The organism is Vibrio sp. YYF0003 (assembly GCF_036350715.1).
GTDB classification, from domain to species: Bacteria; Pseudomonadota; Gammaproteobacteria; order Enterobacterales; family Vibrionaceae; genus Vibrio; species Vibrio natriegens.
Window position 1 is genome coordinate 100,796 of sequence record NZ_JAZDWA010000002.1, and the last position, 18,806, is coordinate 119,601.

Consider the following 18,806-nt stretch of genomic DNA (forward strand, 5'->3'; position numbering starts at 1 on the left):
AGGCCGTGTTCAGAGTTCAACTACAACACTCATGCCCATACGCAAGTCGGACTCTTGCTGGACTGGCCTTGCTTCGACTTCAAAAGTACGTAAATCAAACCCTTGAGCCGCATCCGTTGCACGCCAAGTCGCGAAGTCGCCCATTACCGCAACATGCGTGACTTTAAATTCTACGTTCTTATCCAAAGCGGGTAAGTAAGCCTGAAAGGTTGTCCCTTCATTGAAATACTTCAGAAGATCTTCACGCACATTCAGCGTTGCCCACGCGTCTTGTGTATCGATAACCGTAACGACAGGAAAACCTTGTGGTGCAAGTTCTCCACTTTGCAGTAGAACCTGAGACACTTCGCCATTAAACCAGCTGTGTATTTGGGTGTCTTTGGCGTAAGCTTCTACTTCAGCAACCGCGCCAGACGCCATGCGTGCTTTTTCTGCCGCTGCGACTTTGGTTTCACTGCGAGCGCCTTCTTTCGCCATCTCATACATTTGGAAAGCCGCGCTTTCTGTGTATTTTGCTGCCTGCCATTGAGTTAATGCCTCGTCGCGTTTCTGTTCAGCAACGACACCATCTCGGTACAGGTTATTAACTCGGTTATAGGTTTTTTCCATGAGATTAGCAGCGGCTTGCGCTTTTAACCATTGATCTTTAGCGGCTTGGATCTGCTGTTCACGAGCCCCTTTTTCTGCCTCTTGGGCCAAGGCATCTGCAGCTTTCTCACCCGCTTTGGCTTGTTCTAATTTTGCCGCTATTTCTGGACTGTGAAGCGTGAAAATTAGCTGGCCTTTTTCAACATCATCTCCTTTACGGACCATGACTTGATCAATACGCCCCGGTACCTTTGAGGAAATGCTGTATTGCTGTGCCTCGATCATGCCTTGCAGACGAACCGGATCTGGCTGATAAGCCAGATAAAACTGAAAGCCAACCCAAGCGGTAACACCTACAGCGCAAAGTGATAATAAAATAGGTTTTAATGATTTTGCTGCCATGGTTTATCTCACCTCTTTAGACGGTAAAGCTGGGGTATAGGCGGTGTTTTTATATTGTTGGAAACTATCGATTTCGCTACTTAATGCCAATAACTTGGTTAAAGAGATCAGATAGCGGAATCTCGCTGCCGAACGTTGCGTTTCTATATTGGCGACATAGAGCTGCGCATCAACAACATCGAGCGAAGAAGACAGGCCTTGGGTAAACGCTTTTTCACGCAGAAGCAGATTTTCGTTTGCAAGTGCGATACTGGATTCTAGCCCTTGCACTTCATCAATCGCTTGTTGAGCTTCCAGATAGGTTTTCTGAACTAATAGTGATAAGTCTTGTTTCGCCTGAGATTTCAATGCGTCGACTTGCGAAACCATACTTTGCGCCGCTTTGGTCTTTTCACTTCGGCCAGTTGATTCAATCAATGGGACACTCACGCCAACGCCGACCAACCAATCGGGTTTCATTTGGCTTGCGAGAGAGTCGTCTTCATATAAGGTGTAGTCACCGTATAAAAAGACTTCGGGATAGTACTTACCTTTTTCCGCTTTGATTAAACTTCGAGCTTGTTTGTCTTTAGCATCGAGAAGATCCAAACCAGGGTAGGTGAGTAATGTCTGATCAATAAAGGCATTGAGGGGCGGAAGGCTCGTGTTGATAAATAACGTTTCTGCTGGCTCAACAGATTGCTCTTGGGCGAGAATTTTTCCCAACGCGGCTTCAGCAATGGTGAGATCACTCAAGGCTTTACGAGTTTCAACCGAGGCTTTATCTAATGACGCTTCAGCTTGCAAGCGTTCTACTCGGGCAATTTGTCCTTGCTCTTCCAGCTTAATCGCGAAGTCGCGGTGTTTTCTCAGCCCTTTTTCTACGGCTTGACGAGTCGCCAGCACTTCTTTTGCCAGCACAACTGAAAAATAGTACTTCGACAGATCTTCAAAACGCGCTTGTTGTTCCATCGCGAGTTGGCTTTTTGCTTCGTCGGTTTTCCCTTCGGCGGCAGTCTGCGCGGCAGAAATACGACCGCCAGTAAAAATAGGCCAGATCGCGCGAATAGAAGAAGAGAAAATATCACGCTCAGTAATGGTCGACGTGGTGTTCGCTAGCGTACCCAGAATGTTTTGAAAGGCAGGCGGAACCGCAATCTCAGCACCTGTGCTGTCGAAAATCTGCTTGCCAGAAAGGGTGATGTCGGTATCTAAGCGAGTATAGTTTGCGCCAAGAGAAACTTGCGGCAAATTAAGGTTGCCAGTTGCTTTCTCCTGATATTGATAACTTTCAACATTTGAGCGTTGTGCTTTGAGTAAATAGTTGTTTTCTAATAGCAATTGCCATGCACTATCTAGGGTAATAGGAGTGGAATGACAGGCGAAAGAAATCGAGCTACTGATGAGAGTAAGTACCCAAAACTTTCCAGTTTGTTTCATAGTGGCTGCTTTGTTATAGAGTATTAGCTCTAATATAGAGGAATAATCGTGCGATGTTAAGTGGTTAAAGCGAGAAAAGCGGGCTACAACGGCGTCCGGTTAATGCTTACCAGACGCCAACTTAGTATAACTTTATTTTTGGTACGGGCAGTGGAACTCTGCTCTCCACTCTAACTGGCGAGAGCCACACATTGTATTCAATAGATCCTTTCCACTCATCTGAGGGAATGACAGCAGCACTTTAAGTTCTGACGCGCTACCTCCATTTTTCTCATAAGCACGGACATGCGTGAAAGTTGAATACATATTTTCTGACAACATGGCCTTATTAAGACAAATTCCAAAATTATCACGTTCCATTTTTAAGTGTTCCTTCTAACTATAAATACACCTCTGTTTATGGTTTTTTAGTACTCAGAGGGTGTCTAACTATTTGTCATATCGCAGTATTTCTTTTTATGAGATTTTTATTCGAATTTACTGACAATGATGTTGAGCTCTTTATAGACTTCCGGTTTCACTGCTTTATAAGTGAGAGGCTCTGTTTGGCCTCCCTGACTAAAAATTATACGCTTGAAAACCTAAGGGCGCTTTAAAAATCGCCTAAATTGGCGTGATCGAATTCATGTTTCCGAGTAAGTGCTATGTATGCTGTTGAATATAAGGTGATTCCCCATTTTTTGGTGAATGATTGTCTTTAACGCTTTCATGCCGTCTATTATTTGAGCACAAACTTTGCTGTTTGTTTGTGTTGTTCACAGATTTGCTATCTGATAACAGCCTGACTGTTAACTCAATGTTAACTTATGTGGCTTGGAAGGTGTTGATGAGGAGTAAATAATGAGTTGGAGCACCATTAGCTTTCGTAAGCGAATGCTCATTATTATGACACTTTCTGGTCTCATTGAGTTACTGCTCCTTGTCGCTGCAGGGGTTACGTACCTGAAAGTCAATCAAGAGCAGGAAATGGGTGAGAAAGCGCTCGGTATTGCTCAGTTTTTAGCAAACTCCGAGATCGTGCGTGAAATCATTGAGAGTGATGATCCACAACGTTATCAAGAACGTTTTCGCGAGCTGACTCAAGCGATCGGTGCGGCATTTATTGTCATTGGCGACCGAAATGGGGTACGTGTCATTCACCCTATCGATGAGCGGATAGGAAAGCCAATGAAAGGCGGTGATAACCAACGAGCGCTCGATGAAGGCAAGTCATATATATCGACAGCGAAGGGCTCATTGGGTTACTCCATTCGAGGCAAAGCCGCAATTTTTGACGATAAAGGCCAAGTCATTGGGGTCGTGTCGGTAGGTTATTTGCTCGAGCGGTTACAAGATCGCATCGAGCCTTTCTTAACCTTCTTAATTCTGATGGTAATTATCGTGGTTATCGCAAATGCGGTGGTTTCTAACTATGCCTCAAGAAAGTTTCAACGTGCCATCCTGGGCTTTGAACCTGAAGAAATTGGCCGCTTGTATGGTGAGCTCGAAGTCACGATGGGGACCATTAAAGAAGGGATATTAAGCATTGATTCTCAAGGTGTCCTTCGTTCAATAAACCGCAGCGCGTGTCAGATATTAGGAATCGACAGAGAAACGGCACTCAATAAACCGTTAACAGACACATTACGTGATAGCGATTTATATACCGTGCTTGAAACGGGTCAAGAAGATCACGACATTGAAATTTACCTCAACCACAAACGCTTAATTGCCAATCGTTCCCCAATATACGTTGATGGAAAAGTCGTGGGTGCGGTATCCAGTTTTCGCTTACGTGACGAGATCAGTGAGCTAACAGAACAGTTATCTCAGACAAAGGAATACGCGGAACTGTTACGTTCGCAGACGCATGAGCACAGAAACAAGCTCAACACCATTAGTGGGCTTGTCCAAATGGGGGAGCTTGATGCGGTGCAAAAACTAATAGGCCAAGAAACCGCACATTATCAAGCGATGATCGAGTTTCTGCGCGACACGATAAAAGATCCTCTGATTGCGGGTATGCTGTTGGGAAAAACAGAACGTGCTCGCGAGCTTGGTTTAAACCTGGTTGTGGAAGAAGGGAGCCGCTTAGAGCCGCTACCTGAATGGTTGAACGCAGAGGATTTGGTGACCATTTTGGGTAACTTAATTGACAACGCTTTTGATGCGACGTTATCGACGATTCGTGAAGAGTCGACGGTGGCGATTGAACGACGTGACATCGAGGTATCGCTGAGTGACTACGGTAACGAAGTGATCATGGAAGTCAGCGATCAGGGCTGTGGGCTGCCAGAAAACATTGAACCACAAACACTTTTCAAAAAGGGCATTTCAACAAAAGCACTCCATAATCGCGGTGTGGGGTTGCACTTGGTCAATCAACTCGCCACACGCTATCACGGTCATGTTGAGATGCTGCCGAATACGCAATATGGAACGAGAATAACCGTGTATTTGCCTAAGGAAGAACAAATATGAAGACGGCAACGCGTGTCATGATCATCGAAGATGATCTCGCTATTGCAGAACTCCACCATAAATACCTCAGCCAACTGTCCGGCTTAGAGGTGGTGGGCATAGCTACAACGCGAATGGAAGCAGAAATGCAATTGGAGATACTCAACCCCGATTTACTGCTGATGGATGTGTATCTACCCGATGGGACAGGGCTGGAGATCCTCAATACGTTACGTGCTAAAAATCAAACTTGCGACGTCATTCTTATTACCGCTGCGAGGGATGTTGATACGCTGCAAACAGCCATGCGTGGTGGAGTTGTCGACTACCTGCTTAAGCCAATTATGTTTCCGAGGTTAGAGGTAGCACTGAAAAAGTATCTTGCACAGCGTGAGCGATTTGATGTCGCAGGCAGTCTGGATCAGAGTCAGGTTGATAAGATGTTTCAGTCGAACAATATTGCTGACACAGGCGCAAAACGTCTGCCAAAAGGCATTGATAGTGTGACGCTAGATAAAATCCGAGACTTGTTCCCGGGTGAAGAAATGCTCACTGCGGATGAGGCCGGAGAAAAAATCGGAGCTAGTCGAACCACGGCAAGACGATATCTGGAATACTTAATTAGCTCTGGTGAATTAGAGGCTGATTTAAATTACGGCACGGTGGGGCGTCCTGAGCGCTGTTATAAGAAAGTGACAAGGTAACCTATTCTGGCCAGTTAGATCTTCCAAAACGGTGGCATTGAAGCCACCGTTTTTTATTTCAAAGTTGAAACCTTGCCAGCGAACTAAAACTTGTACTCTAACTTGGCTTCAACAGAGCGCTCTGCGCCAAACCAGCAGTTACTTTTGTCGTAGCAAGAGTAGTACTCTTTATCAAACAGGTTGGATGCAGACAGCGTAACCGCGGCACCTTCAAGTGATTTAGACACAGAAGAGAAGTCGTAGCTTGCCGATACATCTACCAGCGTATAATCCGCAACTTGCTCACTGTTCTGAGCGTCCATTTGCGACTCTCCAACATAGCGAACGCCTGCGCTGGTTTGTAGTCCGGACAACGCGCCTTCAAAGTAGTAATTCGCCCACAGCGATGCCATTTGCTCTGGCACCCAGACTGGAGTTTTACCTTCTTGACCGTAATAACTGTCTTCGGTGATTTCCATGTCAATGAAGGTGTAGTTAAGCGTTAAGTCTGCTTTTGGCGTTGCCTGCCATTTTGCCTCTAACTCGGCACCTTGAGAGACGACTTCACCCGCTTGATAATTTGGCGCATAAGGGTTGTTCGGGTCGTTCAAGATGGTATTTTTCTTGGTGATATGAAAGAGCGCTAAGTTGCCCGAAATATCACTTCCCCATGGTGCATATTTAAAACCCAGCTCCCATTGATGCCCTGTTGAAGGCTCAAATGCATTGCCATTCGCATCTGCTCCGGCAATCGGTTCGAAACTTTCGGAGTAGGTCAGGTAAGGCGACATTCCGAAATCAAGTTCGTATAGACCGCCAACACGGAACGAAACATTGGTGTCATCCAGCTTTTCTTTGCTGTTGGAGATAGAACCAAGGTAATCACTGGTGGTATCCGTATCTGACTCGTACTTATCCCAACGTAGACCAGCAATCATTACTAGTTTGTCGTAACGCGCTTGGTTCTGGAAATAGACACCAATCTGCTTGGTCTGAATATCAAGATTTTGTTGATATTGGAAATTCAGAGCATTCCTATCAATTTGATTGTGGTCAGGATTAAAAATGTCCTGTGTCAACGAGTAGTCGAGCGTATCTTTGTACTTCACATCCGAGTCTAAGTATTGATAGTCCAAACCAAAAAGCAGGTTATGTTCCCAGTTGCCTGTTTTGATAAAGCCTGACAACTGGTTGTCGACAACAAATGACATGGATTCTTCATCGGTGAGGTAGGCGTTACGTCCAACGGTGCGGTTATCAGCCGCGAGGGCACTGTTATAGGTGTTTTCCTGATACGCGTCCGCTGTCATGTAGCGAGCATTTTGCAAAAACTGCCAGCTATGGTTGAAGTCATGCTGAATTTTATATCCCACCATAAGAACTTCACGTTCGTATGTGTTCCAGTTTTCATCGCCTAAATAAGTGTTCGGAGACATTGAACCGAGTGGGTTATTTGAAGCCGAACCCGCAGCTGGCACTGTGGTATATATTCCCGCAGAAGGATCGTTCTGATAGTAGACATTTACATTCACCAGCGTGTTTTCGGTCGCTTGCCAGTTGAAGGAAGGAGCGAGAACGTAGCGCTCCTCCTCTGAAGTCTCGGCCTGTCCGTCCTGCTGTTTTGCCAAGCCGACTAAGCGATAATCCACGTCAGAGTAGCCTAATTGTCCAGTTGTGTCGAAACTCACCTCTTTTAGATGATTAGAACCAGTTCTTATGGCGAGACTATTTTCAGGTTCAGACTGTGGCGTTTTAGCAATGATATTCACCATGCCACCTGGCGGGATGTTTCCGTACAGAACCGACGTTGGTCCTTTGAAAACCTCAATCTGCTCCAATGCCACGGCATCAATTTGTGGCTGAAGGTTCCAGCCATTGAAGAGTAGGGGAAGACCATCGTAAAAATTGGTGTAGTTAATGAAACCACGAATATTAAACAGATCGAGGCGAGAAACGGCCCCTCCGCGCAGTTCAGTATTGACACCGGACGCGTAACGCAACGCCTCACTGATGGTACTGACACCACGTACATCCATTTCTTCTTTGGTAAGGATGGTGATCGCCTGAGGCGTTTCTTCTGGTGCTAGTGCCGTTTTTGTTGCGGTATTGCGGTAAGTTTCGCCAAGTACAGTGATGGTCTCGTATTGTGATTGACCTTCATTGGCGATGACAGAGCCAGAGACAAGTGCAGAAACAACGGCAGCGAGGGCTGAGCGTTGAAATCGGGCTGGGCATTTCATATCTATTCCACTACTTTTTATTTGATAATGATTGTTATTTGTATTCTATAGGCAGGGGAAAGAGAAAAGTTAACAATTTGGTGCAAAGATAGCGTTGTCACTGCGTGCTGCAGCAAATCTTTACTTTGAATCTGAGGGTTTTACCGGGAGCCAGTATTGCATTTGAGCGTCTTCACTTTCAGGTTGGTAGTCTCTGGGATAAATTTCCAGTTCGTACCCGTCGATACCACGGTAGTTTGAGTTCGGCAGCCAGTGAAGGATGAACCATTCCAGGGTCTGCGCTAACTTGGAAGCTTTGCCATTGTGAGTGATAACGGCGTAGCTTTGTTGCGGGACAAACAAAGAATCCAACGGAGAAAAAGTCTCATCACTGCTGTTGGATACTTGATCACTTTCGAACGGGTAACCCGCCCAATATTCCAGCTGAGAACAACTTGCATGAGCATTCGTCACGTCAATGACGCCAAGACAAGCATCTTGATAGAGATGCTTTTTGACTGAAAAAAGACGGTCCCATAGTTTGGGCACGATCCATTGAAAATCTGGCTCGGAGGAGAACAGGCCATTGATGGACTGGTGAACACCTCTTAGGTAAAACGCCGGTTTTGTTTCGATTCTTACATCGGCAAAGTGAGCATCTAGTCTTGAAGCTTCGGGGGCAAACACCAAACTCAGAGGCTGCCTAAGGCCAGACAACTGCTGTTTTTGGCGATACTCTCTGGGGCTTACAGAGAACATTTGTTTGAAAGCGCGGCTAAAGGCATTTTCTGAAGTAAAGCCGAGATCCATCGCGATATCCAGTGAGCGTTCAGAACTATTGACCAGACGCTCGGCGGCGTAGCTTAATTTTAGTTCTCTAACGTAATGAGCCACTGACATTCCAGTGTGTTGCTGAAAAACTCGTTGTAATTGCCATCGGGACCAACAACTTTGCTGCGAAAGGTGATCAACATTCAGAGGCATTTCCAAATTGTTATGGATGTAATCAAGCACATTCTGAATACGGTTTATGGGGTGTGTGCGGGTTACGCCAGCATTCATTGCGTTATCGTTGTAGGTAGACATGCGTCATATTATCTATTATTGAGAATGATTATCAACAATGATTAATGGTAAATGATAAGTGTCATGATCAAAGTAACTACTGCTTTGATTATTAAAAGAATAATTTTTGCCCACTTTTGAGTTTTTACTCAAATTGAGAGTGGTTCTGGTTATAGATTTTTTATATATAAAATACAATGAGTTAACCGTTTTTCTGCAACTTATTTAAACGTTTGCACTGGCAAGTGTTGATGTAAATCAAATTGTCGTAGACAATACTGCACCGTGTCGGACTCTCCTTAACCTAAGTGACGGAGGGCTCCTTGACCTAAATGACCTCAGCAAGTCGTGCTTTGAAGTGGTAAACGAGCATCACTTATTGAGGTTCTTTGGGCCTAATTTGACTTACCTATCAACGTAATAGGTAAGAGCAATTTTCTATTTTGAAGTGCCATTGATAGGGTAGGCAAATCCTTGAGCCATATCCTGGCACACAATAAGTACCTCGTTTTTAAGGGAAAGATGATGGTAATACCAGAAAACAGCAGCATCGTTATTTTTGGTGCTTCAGGCGACCTTACATACCGTAAGTTAATTCCTGCTTTATACCACCTTTATGCGAATAAGCAGCTTCCAGATAACTTTGCGATTCTGGGCGTAAGTCGAACTGAATACAGTGATGAATCTTACCGCGAGAAGCTGAAGAAATCGCTTCAGGAGATGGAAAAAACAGAGCCAGAAACGCTTAATGCATTTATTAACCATCTGCACTACCAAGCTATCAATACCTCTGACACCCAAGATTACGGCAAGTTGGTGACTCGATTAGATCAACTAGCCATCGACTACAAGCTAGAGCAGCGTAATACGCTTTTCTATCTAGCGACCCCTCCAAGCTTATACAGCGTGATCCCGGCAAGTCTTGCAGCGCATGGTTTAAACAGCGAAGAAGATGGCTGGAAACGTCTGATCATCGAAAAGCCTTTCGGTTACGATCTAGAATCAGCCCGTATTCTGGACAAAGAAATCCACGAGCATTTCCAAGAGCATCAAATCTACCGAATCGACCATTACTTAGGTAAAGAAACGGTTCAAAACCTGCTTGTTTTCCGTTTCTCAAATGCGATGTTTGAGCCTCTGTGGAACCGTAACTTCATTGATTACGTCGAAATCACAGGTGCGGAATTCCTGGGTGTAGAAGAGCGTGGTGGCTACTACGATAACTCTGGCGCAGTGCGTGATATGTTCCAAAACCACTTGCTACAAGTATTAGCGATGGTTGGTATGGAGCCGCCAGCACAAATCAATGCTGATTCGATGCGTGATGAAGTAGTAAAAGTACTTCAGTGTTTGAAACCTCTGGATGAAGAAGCGCTTCGTAATGACCTTGTTCTAGGTCAGTACACGGCATCTGATGTTCGTGGTCAGCACCTACTGGGCTACCGTGAAGAAAACGGCGTTGCTGATGACTCTCGTACCGAGACTTACATCGGTCTGAAAGCACACATCAACAACTGGCGTTGGAATGGTGTTCCTTTCTACGTGCGCACAGGTAAACGACTGCCAACGCGCGTAACAGAAGTGGTTATCCACTTTAAAGCGACGCCACACCCAGTGTTTGGCCAAAATGCACCAGAAAACAAACTGATCATCCGTATTCAGCCAGACGAAGGCATCCAGATGAGTTTCGGTTTGAAAGAGCCAGGTGCAGGCTTTAAGGCCAAAGAAGTGAAGATGAACTTCCACTACACTTCTCTAGAAGAAACGCAAATGCTGACGGCTTACGAGCGCTTGCTGCTTGACTCACTAAACGGTGACGCGACATTGTTTGCGCGTAGTGACGCAGTTGAAGCATGCTGGCAGTATGTGCAGCCAATTCTGGACTTCAAACAAGACCCGCAATCACTCTTTGGATACGCATGTGGTACGTGGGGCCCTAAAGAGTCGGATGACTTGCTACAGCGCGATGACCGTGCTTGGCGTTTCCCATGTAAAAACTTAACAGATACGGACTACTGTGAACTATGATCAACCATAAGATCTATCAAACAGCAGAACAGGTAGTAGAAAGCCTAGCAAACGACATGAAAGCGTTTAGCGAAATGGGCCGACCTGTTCACATCTCGCTTTCAGGTGGCAGCACGCCAAAAATGCTGTTTAAACTTCTAGCATCGGATGCTTACGCGACGTCAGTTCAATGGCAAAACCTGCACTTCTGGTGGGGTGATGAGCGTTGTGTTGCTCCTGATGATGCAGAAAGTAACTATGGCGAAGCGAACGCACTTCTTTTTAGCCAGGTAAACTTGCCTGCTGAGAACATCCACCGCATCCGTGGTGAAGATGATCCACAAGCTGAAGCTGAGCGATTTGCAAAAGAAATGCTGGATGCGATCCCGTCTCTACACGGTGCTCCAGTATTCGATTGGATCTTGCTAGGCGTTGGTGCGGACGGTCACACGGCATCTCTGTTCCCTGGTCAAACCAACTATGACGACACAAACTTGTCTGTCATTGCATCGCATCCTGAATCTGGTCAGCTTCGCGTGTCGAAAACAGCGCGCGTTCTGGAAGCAGCAAAACGCATCAGTTACTTGGTACTTGGCGCAGGTAAAGCGGATATCGTTGAAGAGATTAACAACTCACCTGCAGAAGAATTGCCATATCCGGCAGCGAAGGTCCAGTCAAAAGCTGGCCTGACTGAGTGGTATTTAGATTTAGACGCAGCAGCAAAAATTGCTAAATAAGCTGCTCGTCAATAGAACACAATTGGAGAGAAACAATGAAAGGTGATATCGGTGTAATTGGCCTTGCGGTAATGGGTCAGAACCTTATCCTAAACATGAACGACCACGGCTTTAAAGTTGTGGCTCACAACCGTACTGCAGCTAAAGTAGACGAGTTTCTGGAAGGCCCAGCAAAAGGCACTAACATCGTTGGCGCATACTCTCTTGAAGAGCTAGTAGAAAAGCTAGAAGCACCACGTAAAGTAATGCTGATGGTTCGTGCAGGTGACGTTGTAGATAAGTTCATCGACGCGCTAGTTCCTCTGCTAGACAAAGGCGACATCATCATCGACGGTGGTAACACTAACTACCCAGATACAAACCGTCGCGTTGCAGCACTACGTGAAAAAGGCATCCACTTCATCGGTACTGGTGTATCTGGTGGCGAAGAAGGCGCACGTTTTGGTCCATCTATCATGCCAGGTGGCGCACCAGAAGCTTGGGAAGCAGTTAAGCCTATCTTCCAAGGTATCTCTGCGAAAACTGACGCTGGCGAGCCTTGCTGTGACTGGGTTGGTAACGATGGTGCAGGTCACTTCGTTAAGATGGTTCACAACGGTATCGAATACGGCGACATGCAGCTGATCACTGAAGCTTACCAGTTCATGAAAGACGGTCTTGGTATGTCTGCAGACGAGATGCAAGCTGTATTTGCTGACTGGAACAAAACTGAGCTAGACAGCTACCTGGTAGAAATCACAGCTGACATCCTTGGCTACAAAGATGAAGACGGCGAAGCGCTAGTTGAGAAGATCCTGGACACGGCTGGCCAAAAAGGTACCGGTAAATGGACGGGTATCAACGCACTAGACCTAGGTATTCCTCTAACGCTTATCTCAGAGTCTGTATTCTCTCGTTGCCTGTCTGCACTGAAAGACCAACGTGTTGAAGCTGAAAAACTATTCGGCAAGACAATCACTCCAGTTGAAGGCGACAAGCAAGAGTGGGTTGACGCACTACGTCAAGCGCTTCTAGCGTCTAAGATCATCTCTTACGCTCAAGGCTTTATGCTAATGCGCGAAGCGTCTAACGAAAACGGCTGGGACCTAAACTACGGTAACGTTGCTCTTATGTGGCGTGGTGGTTGTATCATCCGTTCTGCGTTCCTAGGCAACATCCGTGATGCATACGAAGCGAACCCAGATCTAGCGTTCCTAGGCTCTGATGATTACTTCAAAGGCATCCTACAAAACAGCCTGGTAGCGTGGCGTAAAGTTGCAGCTAAGTCTCTAGAAGCAGGCATCCCAATGCCATGTACGACTTCTGCGCTTACTTTCCTAGACGGTTACACAACAGCTCGTCTACCTGCTAACCTGCTTCAAGCTCAACGTGACTACTTCGGTGCTCACACTTACGAGCGTATCGACCGTGAACGTGGCGAATTCTTCCACACTAACTGGACTGGTACAGGCGGTGACACAGCGTCTACAACTTACGACGTTTAATACGTTTTAAGTACACTGACACAATCTAAATGGATGCCCAAGTGGCATCCATTTTGTGTTGGAAAAACCAAGGCGAGAGTCTTCAGGCACTCTTTCCTTTAGTGTGACGTTTAGAGTGGAGAAATTTATCTTTTAAGTACAGGATTACGCTGATAACCAGAGCTGCAGCGGAGACCGTAAATAACGCATACATGCTCAGAATCCAAGCGAGTGTGGCGGTCAAAAACGCAATAAAAGAAAACATTCTGCTAAATGACATCACATGACCTAGCTTGTTACTTTTCATAACGCCTCCCAAATGTTAGTGGGTAGAGTCAAGAGAGCTCTCACTTCATTGTGATTGTCTCCATTTCTTTGCTTTAGCGCCTAAAAAAACAGCTAAATATTTCTCAAAAAAGGTTGAATGTTGAACCTGTAGACAAAATTTTCATTGAAATGAAGAGATATGCAGGGCAAGTGTACTTTCAATCCAGAGCAAAACTCATCCTTTACGCCTGGTCGTTGAGGCATGCTTTTTTTCTTTTTGAGACAATAAGTTGCTGCCAAGCAAGTAATAAGAACCGTTATCACGCGTTCTGTTATTAGTGTTATTACTCTGACAGTCGTATTAGGTAAGCCCTTGAACTACGCCCGGAATATCTTCGTAAATGGAGGATGTGTCACTTTTAAATACACACTATCTTCAACATCAGCCACAAGCCACCAGAGAAATCCGTTTTCACTGATTCTCTTTTTAAAGGCTTAAAGGTAACAATCACAACTCATTGAGGTTCTCAAGATGACTCTTAACAAGTACTTTGTTTTTAACCCTGCCAAATTGGAGCAGGACACTCAAAAGAACAATAAAGTGGTATCTGAAAAGGAAACTCAACGTCAGGCATTGGTTAAACAGGCACAACAAGCTGGCGGACTCTAACGCCAACAATAAAAAGAAAGAGCACCTATTGAGGGTGCTCTTCAAATCGCCTTCATAGCCATCATTAACGATGATTGACTACTTAATCATTCCCATGCTCTTCAGTTTCCGATAAATCGTATTCCGGCTCACACCGAGCATACGAGATGTCTTACTGATGTTCCCTTGATTGGCCTGGTAGGTTTTTACCAGTTTGTCTTCGACTGTAGTACGTATATCCGTAGTCGGTTCTGCGCTTGCCTGTTGTTGTATCTGGCTAAGTTTCTTAGATAAGTGAGTTGGGACATGAGCAAGCTCTAACACCGCCTCACCTTGTGCCATTAGTGCAGAAACTTTAATCAGGCTATCGAGCTCTCGCAAGTTACCCGGCCACGAATATGAGAGCAGCAGAGATAATAGGTGAGGGCATAAGTGTTGATTTGGTTCCGCATGTCGGCGGTGAAGACTTTCAATCAGCTTCTGCTTGTCTTGTCGCTCTTCCAATCTAGGCAACTCGATGATCAACCCATTCAAGCGATAATATAAATCTTGTCGGAATTCGCCTTGTTCAACCAAGGCTTCAAGATCTTTGTGTGTTGCCGCAATAATCTGAGTATCCACTTGAACGCTTTGATTGGACCCAACAGGAAGTACCGTTTTGTCCTGAAGTACATGTAATAGGCGGCTTTGTGCAGCGATTGGTAAGTCAGCAATTTCATCGAGAAATAGTGTGCCTTTGTGGGCTTGACGGATCTTACCCTGATAGCCTTTGCTGTTTGCCCCGGTAAAGGCTCCCGCAACATAGCCAAACAACTCGGATTCAATCAGATCTTTAGGCAGTGCGCCACAGTTGACTGCCACCAGAGGGCCACTTTTTCGCTGGCTATTTTTATGCAGCGCTTTCACAAACTCGTTTTTACCCACGCCAGTTTCACCCAGTATCAATAAACTGATGTCTTTATCGATAACGCGGTTTGCTTGTTGCCAACAGTGTTCAACTTTCGAGTCGCCAAAATGAAGATCATTGGAGGCACTTAAGGAGCGGGACTGAATTTTTGTTTTTGAGAGTGGTGCCGTTTTGAATACGATAGGTTGGTCTGAGTTCTGATGCGCTAAAATCTCTTCTAATGATTGACCCACCACTGTGCTTCGGTCGAGTAACTGAGAGGCAACTTGGTTGTGTGCCAAAATTTCACCTGCTTCGTCGGCGATAATTATGCCTTGCCAGCCGCTGTTTAATAGATTCTTGTCGCAGGCTAAATCGACCCGAATATGACCACTTGGAATCTGATTTAGCATCTGGTTTTCGACCAACTGAACCATATTCTGCACTAACACTTGAGTGGACAGATCATGCTTTTCCTGTTCGCTGGTGATGTCTAAGACCCCGAGTAGCCTGCCTAGATGGTCGAAAATAGGATTTGCAGAGCAACTGATGAAACGATGGTGTTGGATAAAGTGTTGATCGCCAATTACCGAGACTGGTTTAGCCTCGACTAAAGCAGTGCCGATGGCGTTTGTACCTTTCAGCTTTTCCTGCCAACAGGCACCTGAGCTAAGGGCAATTTCGGTCAGTTTCTCTCTAAATCTTGGTTTTCCCCAGCTACCAATGATCACGCCATCTGCATCCGTAAGAATCAGTCGACTATTACTGTGTGCGAAAATTTGGTTAAACAGAGGCAGCGCAAATTGCTTAACTGCATCTAGCAGAAAATTCAATTGGTGACGTCTGTCCTTAAGTGTCGCCGAGTTGACACGGACATCTTCAGGGAGTCGGCGCTGTTTTAGACCCGCTTGTTCACTTCTAAGCCAAGAAGTCGAAAGCCAATTGTTATCCGTAATAGGTTGAATTTCCATGACTGTACCATTTTGTCACAGTGAGCATGTGCCATTTTGGAACACTTGAACACTGGTGTTCACACCATACATCTATTCAAACAACACTCACTTAATTTGTTATCGCTTGGTAATCATAGTGTTACATTTAATTAACAACAAGTATCTCTTACTTGGCCTGTGACTTGCGTATTACTCTTCGTTAACAGTGACTATGACACTGTCAGAAAAACAAAGTGTTTCAAACACTAACTGAACGAGAAACAAAAGGAAGAGTTATGATTTACGCACAACCAGGTAGTGAAAATGCCATCGTGAACTTCAAATCACATTACGACAACTTCATCGGTGGAGAGTGGGTGAAACCGACCGGAGGAGAGTACTTCGACAATATTTCTCCAATTAACGGAAAGCCGTATTGTAAAGTGGCTCGTTCTGGTGAAGCTGATATCAATTTAGCATTGGATGCGGCACACAACATCAGAGAAAAGTGGGCGAAAACCAGCGCTGCAGAGCGTTCTAATCTTCTTTTAAAAATTGCAGATCGTCTTGAACAGCACATTGAAGAGCTAGCGTTGGTCGAGACATGGGAAAATGGTAAACCGATCCGTGAAACACTGGCAGCAGACATCCCACTTGTTGTCGACCATTTCCGTTATTTTGCAGGTTGTATTCGAGCTCAGGAAGGCAGCGCCGCTGAAATTGATGAGACAACGGCAGCGTACCACTTTCCAGAACCGATCGGTGTGGTCGGTCAGATCATTCCTTGGAATTTCCCAATCTTGATGGCGGCATGGAAACTTGCGCCAGCGTTAGCAGCAGGCTGCTGTGTGGTACTCAAACCTGCAGAGCAAACGCCAACGTCGATTTTGGTTCTGATGGAAAAAATCGCTGATTTACTTCCACCAGGCGTAGTGAACGTGGTAAATGGTTATGGCTCAGAGGCGGGTCAGGCACTGGCAACCAGTAATCGCATCGCTAAACTGGCATTTACAGGTTCAACGCAAGTCGGTAACCACATTCTAAAATGTGCAGCTGACAACCTGATTCCTTCTACCGTTGAGTTGGGTGGTAAATCGCCAAACATCTACTTCCCAGATGTGTTTGATCATGAAGATGAGTTTGTCGACAAATGTATCGAAGGGACGCTGTTGGGCTTCTTTAACCAAGGTGAAGTATGTACCTGTCCATCACGTGTGTTGGTTCATGAGTCGATCTATGACAAGTTTGTCGCTAAAGTGGCCGAACGAGCGAAGTTAATCAAGCAAGGCAACCCGTTAGATACAGAGACTCAGGTTGGCGCACAAGCTTCACAAGAACAGTTCGATAAGATTCTGAGCTACTTAGAAATTGGCCGTCAAGAGGGCGCGCGAGTTGTCTTTGGCGGTGACGCTGCGAAACAAGAAGGTGACCTGGAGCAAGGCTACTACATTCAACCAACGCTATTGGAAGGTCACAACAAGATGCGCGTTTTCCAGGAAGAGATTTTTGGACCTGTTATCGCGATTACGACTTTCAAAGACGAAGCTGAAGCACTTGCGATCGCTAACGATACTGAGTACGGCTTAGGTGCAGGTGTTTGGACGCGTGATCAAAACCTGGCTTACCGTATGGGTCGTAACATTGAAGCGGGCCGCGTTTGGATCAACTGTTACCATGCGTACCCAGCTCACGCAGCGTTCGGTGGTTACAAGAAGTCGGGTATTGGACGTGAAACGCACAAGATGATGTTGGGTCATTACCAAAACACCAAGAACCTTCTAATCAGTTACAGCGTTGATCCACTAGGATTCTTTTAATTCGGCTCTTCTAATCAGAAAATGCTCCAGTAACTAAGAAAAAGCAGTATTAACTCAAGCCCCGTACATTCGGGGCTTTTTGTTATCAATTAATAAATTTGTTGTATACAAACATGTAAACGAATTTTATATGCTGTGAACTCATGCATAATCAATCGATTAACGCTTGCTATACTTGAACCGTCACAAACAAAAGGAAAAAGGATGTTCAATGTTAAAGTTTAAGCAAGTTGCAATAACCGCATCTCTTGCGGCACTGAGTGCGAGCTTCTCTGTCGCTGCTGAAGACACCTTCGTAACGATTGGTACGGGTGGGGTGACCGGGGTTTACTATCCAACGGGTGGTGCAATCTGTCGTCTTGTGAACAAGTCACGTGCTGACCATGGAATTCGTTGTTCTGTTGAAAGTACCGGTGGTTCTATTTACAACATTAATACGATCCGTTCCGGTGAATTAGATTTGGGTATCGCTCAGTCAGACTGGCAATATCATGCTTACAACGGTACCAGCCAATTTGCGGATGCAGGCCCTTTCAAAGAACTACGCGCGGTATTCTCTGTTCACCCAGAACCATTCACTGTCGTTGCACGTAAAGATGCCAATATTAATTCGTTTGATGATTTGAAAGGCAAACGTGTGAATATTGGTAACCCTGGTTCAGGACAGCGCGGTACGATGGAAGTTCTGATGAAAGAGTACGGCTGGACAAATGATGACTTCAAACTGGTTTCTGAGCTGAAAGCCTCTGAGCAGTCTAAAGCACTTTGTGATAACAAGATTGATGCGATGGTTTATACCGTTGGTCACCCAAGTGGTGCGATAAAAGAGGCGACCACTTCATGTGATAGCAATATCGTAGAGATTGAAGGCGAACACGTTGCTAAGCTGATTGCCGATAATAGTTTCTATCGTGTCGCAACGGTTCCAGGTGGTATGTACCGTGGAACTGAAAAAGATGCTCACACATTTGGTGTGGGTGCTACGTTTGTCTCTTCAACAGCAGTACCAGAAGATGTGGTCTACAACGTTGTGAAAGCGGTGTTTGAAAACTTTGATGACTTCCGCCGTCTTCATCCTGCATTCGCTAACCTGAAGAAAGAAGAAATGGTGAAGGATGGTCTTTCAGCACCACTTCATCCAGGTGCATTGAAGTACTACAAAGAAGTTGGATTGATTAAATAAAGTCCAAACTTACAATACACAGAGCGCCATCGATTTGATGGCGCTTTTTT

General features: G+C 45.4%; 15 protein-coding genes. 8 read left to right on the top strand and 7 right to left on the bottom strand.

Features of this window, described 5'->3' with window-relative positions; translation table 11 throughout:
* Positions 1 to 9: 9 nt before the first annotated feature.
* From V1U08_RS06995 to V1U08_RS07005, 3 genes are all read right to left on the bottom strand, one after another.
* Positions 10 to 990 (bottom strand): HlyD family secretion protein, encoded by a 981-nt coding sequence (locus tag V1U08_RS06995; RefSeq protein WP_330470288.1) that lies wholly within the window; start codon positions 988 to 990, stop codon positions 10 to 12.
* A 3-nt stretch (positions 991 to 993) separates the two neighbouring features.
* Positions 994 to 2,409 carry a TolC family protein gene (locus tag V1U08_RS07000; protein ID WP_330470289.1) on the bottom strand — a complete coding sequence of 472 codons (1,416 nt, stop codon included), beginning with the start codon at positions 2,407 to 2,409 and terminating at the stop codon, positions 994 to 996.
* Positions 2,410 to 2,541: 132 nt separating this feature from the next.
* The gene (locus V1U08_RS07005; RefSeq protein ID WP_014231956.1) at positions 2,542 to 2,769 is read right to left on the bottom strand and encodes a hypothetical protein; all 228 of its coding nucleotides are present in this window, start codon (positions 2,767 to 2,769) and stop codon (positions 2,542 to 2,544) included.
* A gap of 480 nt (positions 2,770 to 3,249) precedes the next feature.
* Between V1U08_RS07005 and V1U08_RS07010 the strand changes: the two genes are divergently transcribed.
* Together V1U08_RS07010 and V1U08_RS07015 are read left to right on the top strand one after the other, a co-directional pair.
* Positions 3,250 to 4,869, top strand: coding sequence for an ATP-binding protein (locus tag V1U08_RS07010; RefSeq protein WP_014231955.1), 1,620 nt, complete (start codon positions 3,250 to 3,252; stop codon positions 4,867 to 4,869).
* Complete coding sequence (locus tag V1U08_RS07015; protein WP_330470290.1) at positions 4,866 to 5,552, top strand: response regulator; 687 nt, start codon at positions 4,866 to 4,868, stop codon at positions 5,550 to 5,552. The genes V1U08_RS07010 and V1U08_RS07015 overlap by 4 nt, the downstream gene beginning before the upstream one ends.
* Before the next feature lie 83 nt (positions 5,553 to 5,635).
* On the opposite strand, the gene V1U08_RS07020 is transcribed toward V1U08_RS07015, so the two are convergent.
* Positions 5,636 to 7,771 carry a TonB-dependent siderophore receptor gene (locus tag V1U08_RS07020; RefSeq protein WP_330470291.1) on the bottom strand — a complete coding sequence of 712 codons (2,136 nt, stop codon included), beginning with the start codon at positions 7,769 to 7,771 and terminating at the stop codon, positions 5,636 to 5,638.
* Between the two features lie 120 nt (positions 7,772 to 7,891).
* On the bottom strand, positions 7,892 to 8,812 hold the full coding sequence (locus tag V1U08_RS07025; RefSeq protein ID WP_443089733.1) for a helix-turn-helix domain-containing protein: 921 nt from the start codon (positions 8,810 to 8,812) through the stop codon (positions 7,892 to 7,894).
* A 528-nt stretch (positions 8,813 to 9,340) separates the two neighbouring features.
* Between V1U08_RS07025 and zwf the strand changes: the two genes are divergently transcribed.
* Genes zwf through gnd form a run of 3 tightly spaced genes read left to right on the top strand, consistent with a single transcriptional unit; the run spans position 9,341 to position 13,043 of the window.
* A complete protein-coding gene (gene zwf / locus V1U08_RS07030; RefSeq protein ID WP_065296887.1) occupies positions 9,341 to 10,843 on the top strand; it encodes a glucose-6-phosphate dehydrogenase in 1,503 nt (500 codons plus the stop codon).
* Positions 10,840 to 11,559: a 6-phosphogluconolactonase gene (gene pgl, locus V1U08_RS07035; RefSeq protein ID WP_014231950.1), complete on the top strand. Its 720-nt coding sequence runs from the start codon at positions 10,840 to 10,842 to the stop codon at positions 11,557 to 11,559. The genes zwf and pgl overlap by 4 nt, the downstream gene beginning before the upstream one ends.
* 35 nt (positions 11,560 to 11,594) lie before the next feature.
* On the top strand, positions 11,595 to 13,043 hold the full coding sequence (gene gnd, locus V1U08_RS07040; RefSeq protein WP_014231949.1) for a decarboxylating NADP(+)-dependent phosphogluconate dehydrogenase: 1,449 nt from the start codon (positions 11,595 to 11,597) through the stop codon (positions 13,041 to 13,043).
* A gap of 82 nt (positions 13,044 to 13,125) precedes the next feature.
* On the opposite strand, the gene V1U08_RS07045 is transcribed toward gnd, so the two are convergent.
* Complete coding sequence (locus V1U08_RS07045; RefSeq protein ID WP_065296886.1) at positions 13,126 to 13,329, bottom strand: hypothetical protein; 204 nt, start codon at positions 13,327 to 13,329, stop codon at positions 13,126 to 13,128.
* A 492-nt stretch (positions 13,330 to 13,821) separates the two neighbouring features.
* Between V1U08_RS07045 and V1U08_RS07050 the strand changes: the two genes are divergently transcribed.
* Entirely contained in the window at positions 13,822 to 13,959 is a 138-nt protein-coding gene (locus tag V1U08_RS07050; protein WP_014231947.1) for a hypothetical protein, read from the top strand.
* A 78-nt stretch (positions 13,960 to 14,037) separates the two neighbouring features.
* Here V1U08_RS07050 and V1U08_RS07055 read toward each other — a convergent pair whose 3' ends face one another.
* The gene (locus V1U08_RS07055; protein WP_330470293.1) at positions 14,038 to 15,795 is read right to left on the bottom strand and encodes a sigma-54-dependent Fis family transcriptional regulator; all 1,758 of its coding nucleotides are present in this window, start codon (positions 15,793 to 15,795) and stop codon (positions 14,038 to 14,040) included.
* Positions 15,796 to 16,052: 257 nt separating this feature from the next.
* Between V1U08_RS07055 and exaC the strand changes: the two genes are divergently transcribed.
* Both exaC and V1U08_RS07065 read left to right on the top strand, forming a co-directional pair.
* Positions 16,053 to 17,573 carry an acetaldehyde dehydrogenase ExaC gene (gene exaC, locus V1U08_RS07060; protein WP_014231945.1) on the top strand — a complete coding sequence of 507 codons (1,521 nt, stop codon included), beginning with the start codon at positions 16,053 to 16,055 and terminating at the stop codon, positions 17,571 to 17,573.
* A 211-nt stretch (positions 17,574 to 17,784) separates the two neighbouring features.
* Positions 17,785 to 18,756, top strand: a complete 972-nt coding sequence (locus V1U08_RS07065) for a TAXI family TRAP transporter solute-binding subunit (protein WP_014231944.1) — start codon at positions 17,785 to 17,787, stop codon at positions 18,754 to 18,756.
* Positions 18,757 to 18,806 lie beyond the last annotated feature (50 nt).

What these genes read in the sequence shown, in the direction of transcription:
- V1U08_RS06995 (WP_330470288.1), bottom strand. Translation starts at nt 990, where the DNA reads ATGGCAGCAAAATCATTAAAACCTATTTTATTATCACTTTGCGCTGTA.
- V1U08_RS07000 (WP_330470289.1), bottom strand. Translation starts at nt 2,409, where the DNA reads ATGAAACAAACTGGAAAGTTTTGGGTACTTACTCTCATCAGTAGCTCG.
- V1U08_RS07005 (WP_014231956.1), bottom strand. Translation starts at nt 2,769, where the DNA reads ATGGAACGTGATAATTTTGGAATTTGTCTTAATAAGGCCATGTTGTCA.
- V1U08_RS07010 (WP_014231955.1), top strand. Translation starts at nt 3,250, where the DNA reads ATGAGTTGGAGCACCATTAGCTTTCGTAAGCGAATGCTCATTATTATG.
- V1U08_RS07015 (WP_330470290.1), top strand. Translation starts at nt 4,866, where the DNA reads ATGAAGACGGCAACGCGTGTCATGATCATCGAAGATGATCTCGCTATT.
- V1U08_RS07020 (WP_330470291.1), bottom strand. Translation starts at nt 7,771, where the DNA reads ATGAAATGCCCAGCCCGATTTCAACGCTCAGCCCTCGCTGCCGTTGTT.
- V1U08_RS07025 (WP_443089733.1), bottom strand. Translation starts at nt 8,812, where the DNA reads ATGAATGCTGGCGTAACCCGCACACACCCCATAAACCGTATTCAGAAT.
- zwf (WP_065296887.1), top strand. Translation starts at nt 9,341, where the DNA reads ATGGTAATACCAGAAAACAGCAGCATCGTTATTTTTGGTGCTTCAGGC.
- pgl (WP_014231950.1), top strand. Translation starts at nt 10,840, where the DNA reads ATGATCAACCATAAGATCTATCAAACAGCAGAACAGGTAGTAGAAAGC.
- gnd (WP_014231949.1), top strand. Translation starts at nt 11,595, where the DNA reads ATGAAAGGTGATATCGGTGTAATTGGCCTTGCGGTAATGGGTCAGAAC.
- V1U08_RS07045 (WP_065296886.1), bottom strand. Translation starts at nt 13,329, where the DNA reads ATGAAAAGTAACAAGCTAGGTCATGTGATGTCATTTAGCAGAATGTTT.
- V1U08_RS07050 (WP_014231947.1), top strand. Translation starts at nt 13,822, where the DNA reads ATGACTCTTAACAAGTACTTTGTTTTTAACCCTGCCAAATTGGAGCAG.
- V1U08_RS07055 (WP_330470293.1), bottom strand. Translation starts at nt 15,795, where the DNA reads ATGGAAATTCAACCTATTACGGATAACAATTGGCTTTCGACTTCTTGG.
- exaC (WP_014231945.1), top strand. Translation starts at nt 16,053, where the DNA reads ATGATTTACGCACAACCAGGTAGTGAAAATGCCATCGTGAACTTCAAA.
- V1U08_RS07065 (WP_014231944.1), top strand. Translation starts at nt 17,785, where the DNA reads ATGTTAAAGTTTAAGCAAGTTGCAATAACCGCATCTCTTGCGGCACTG.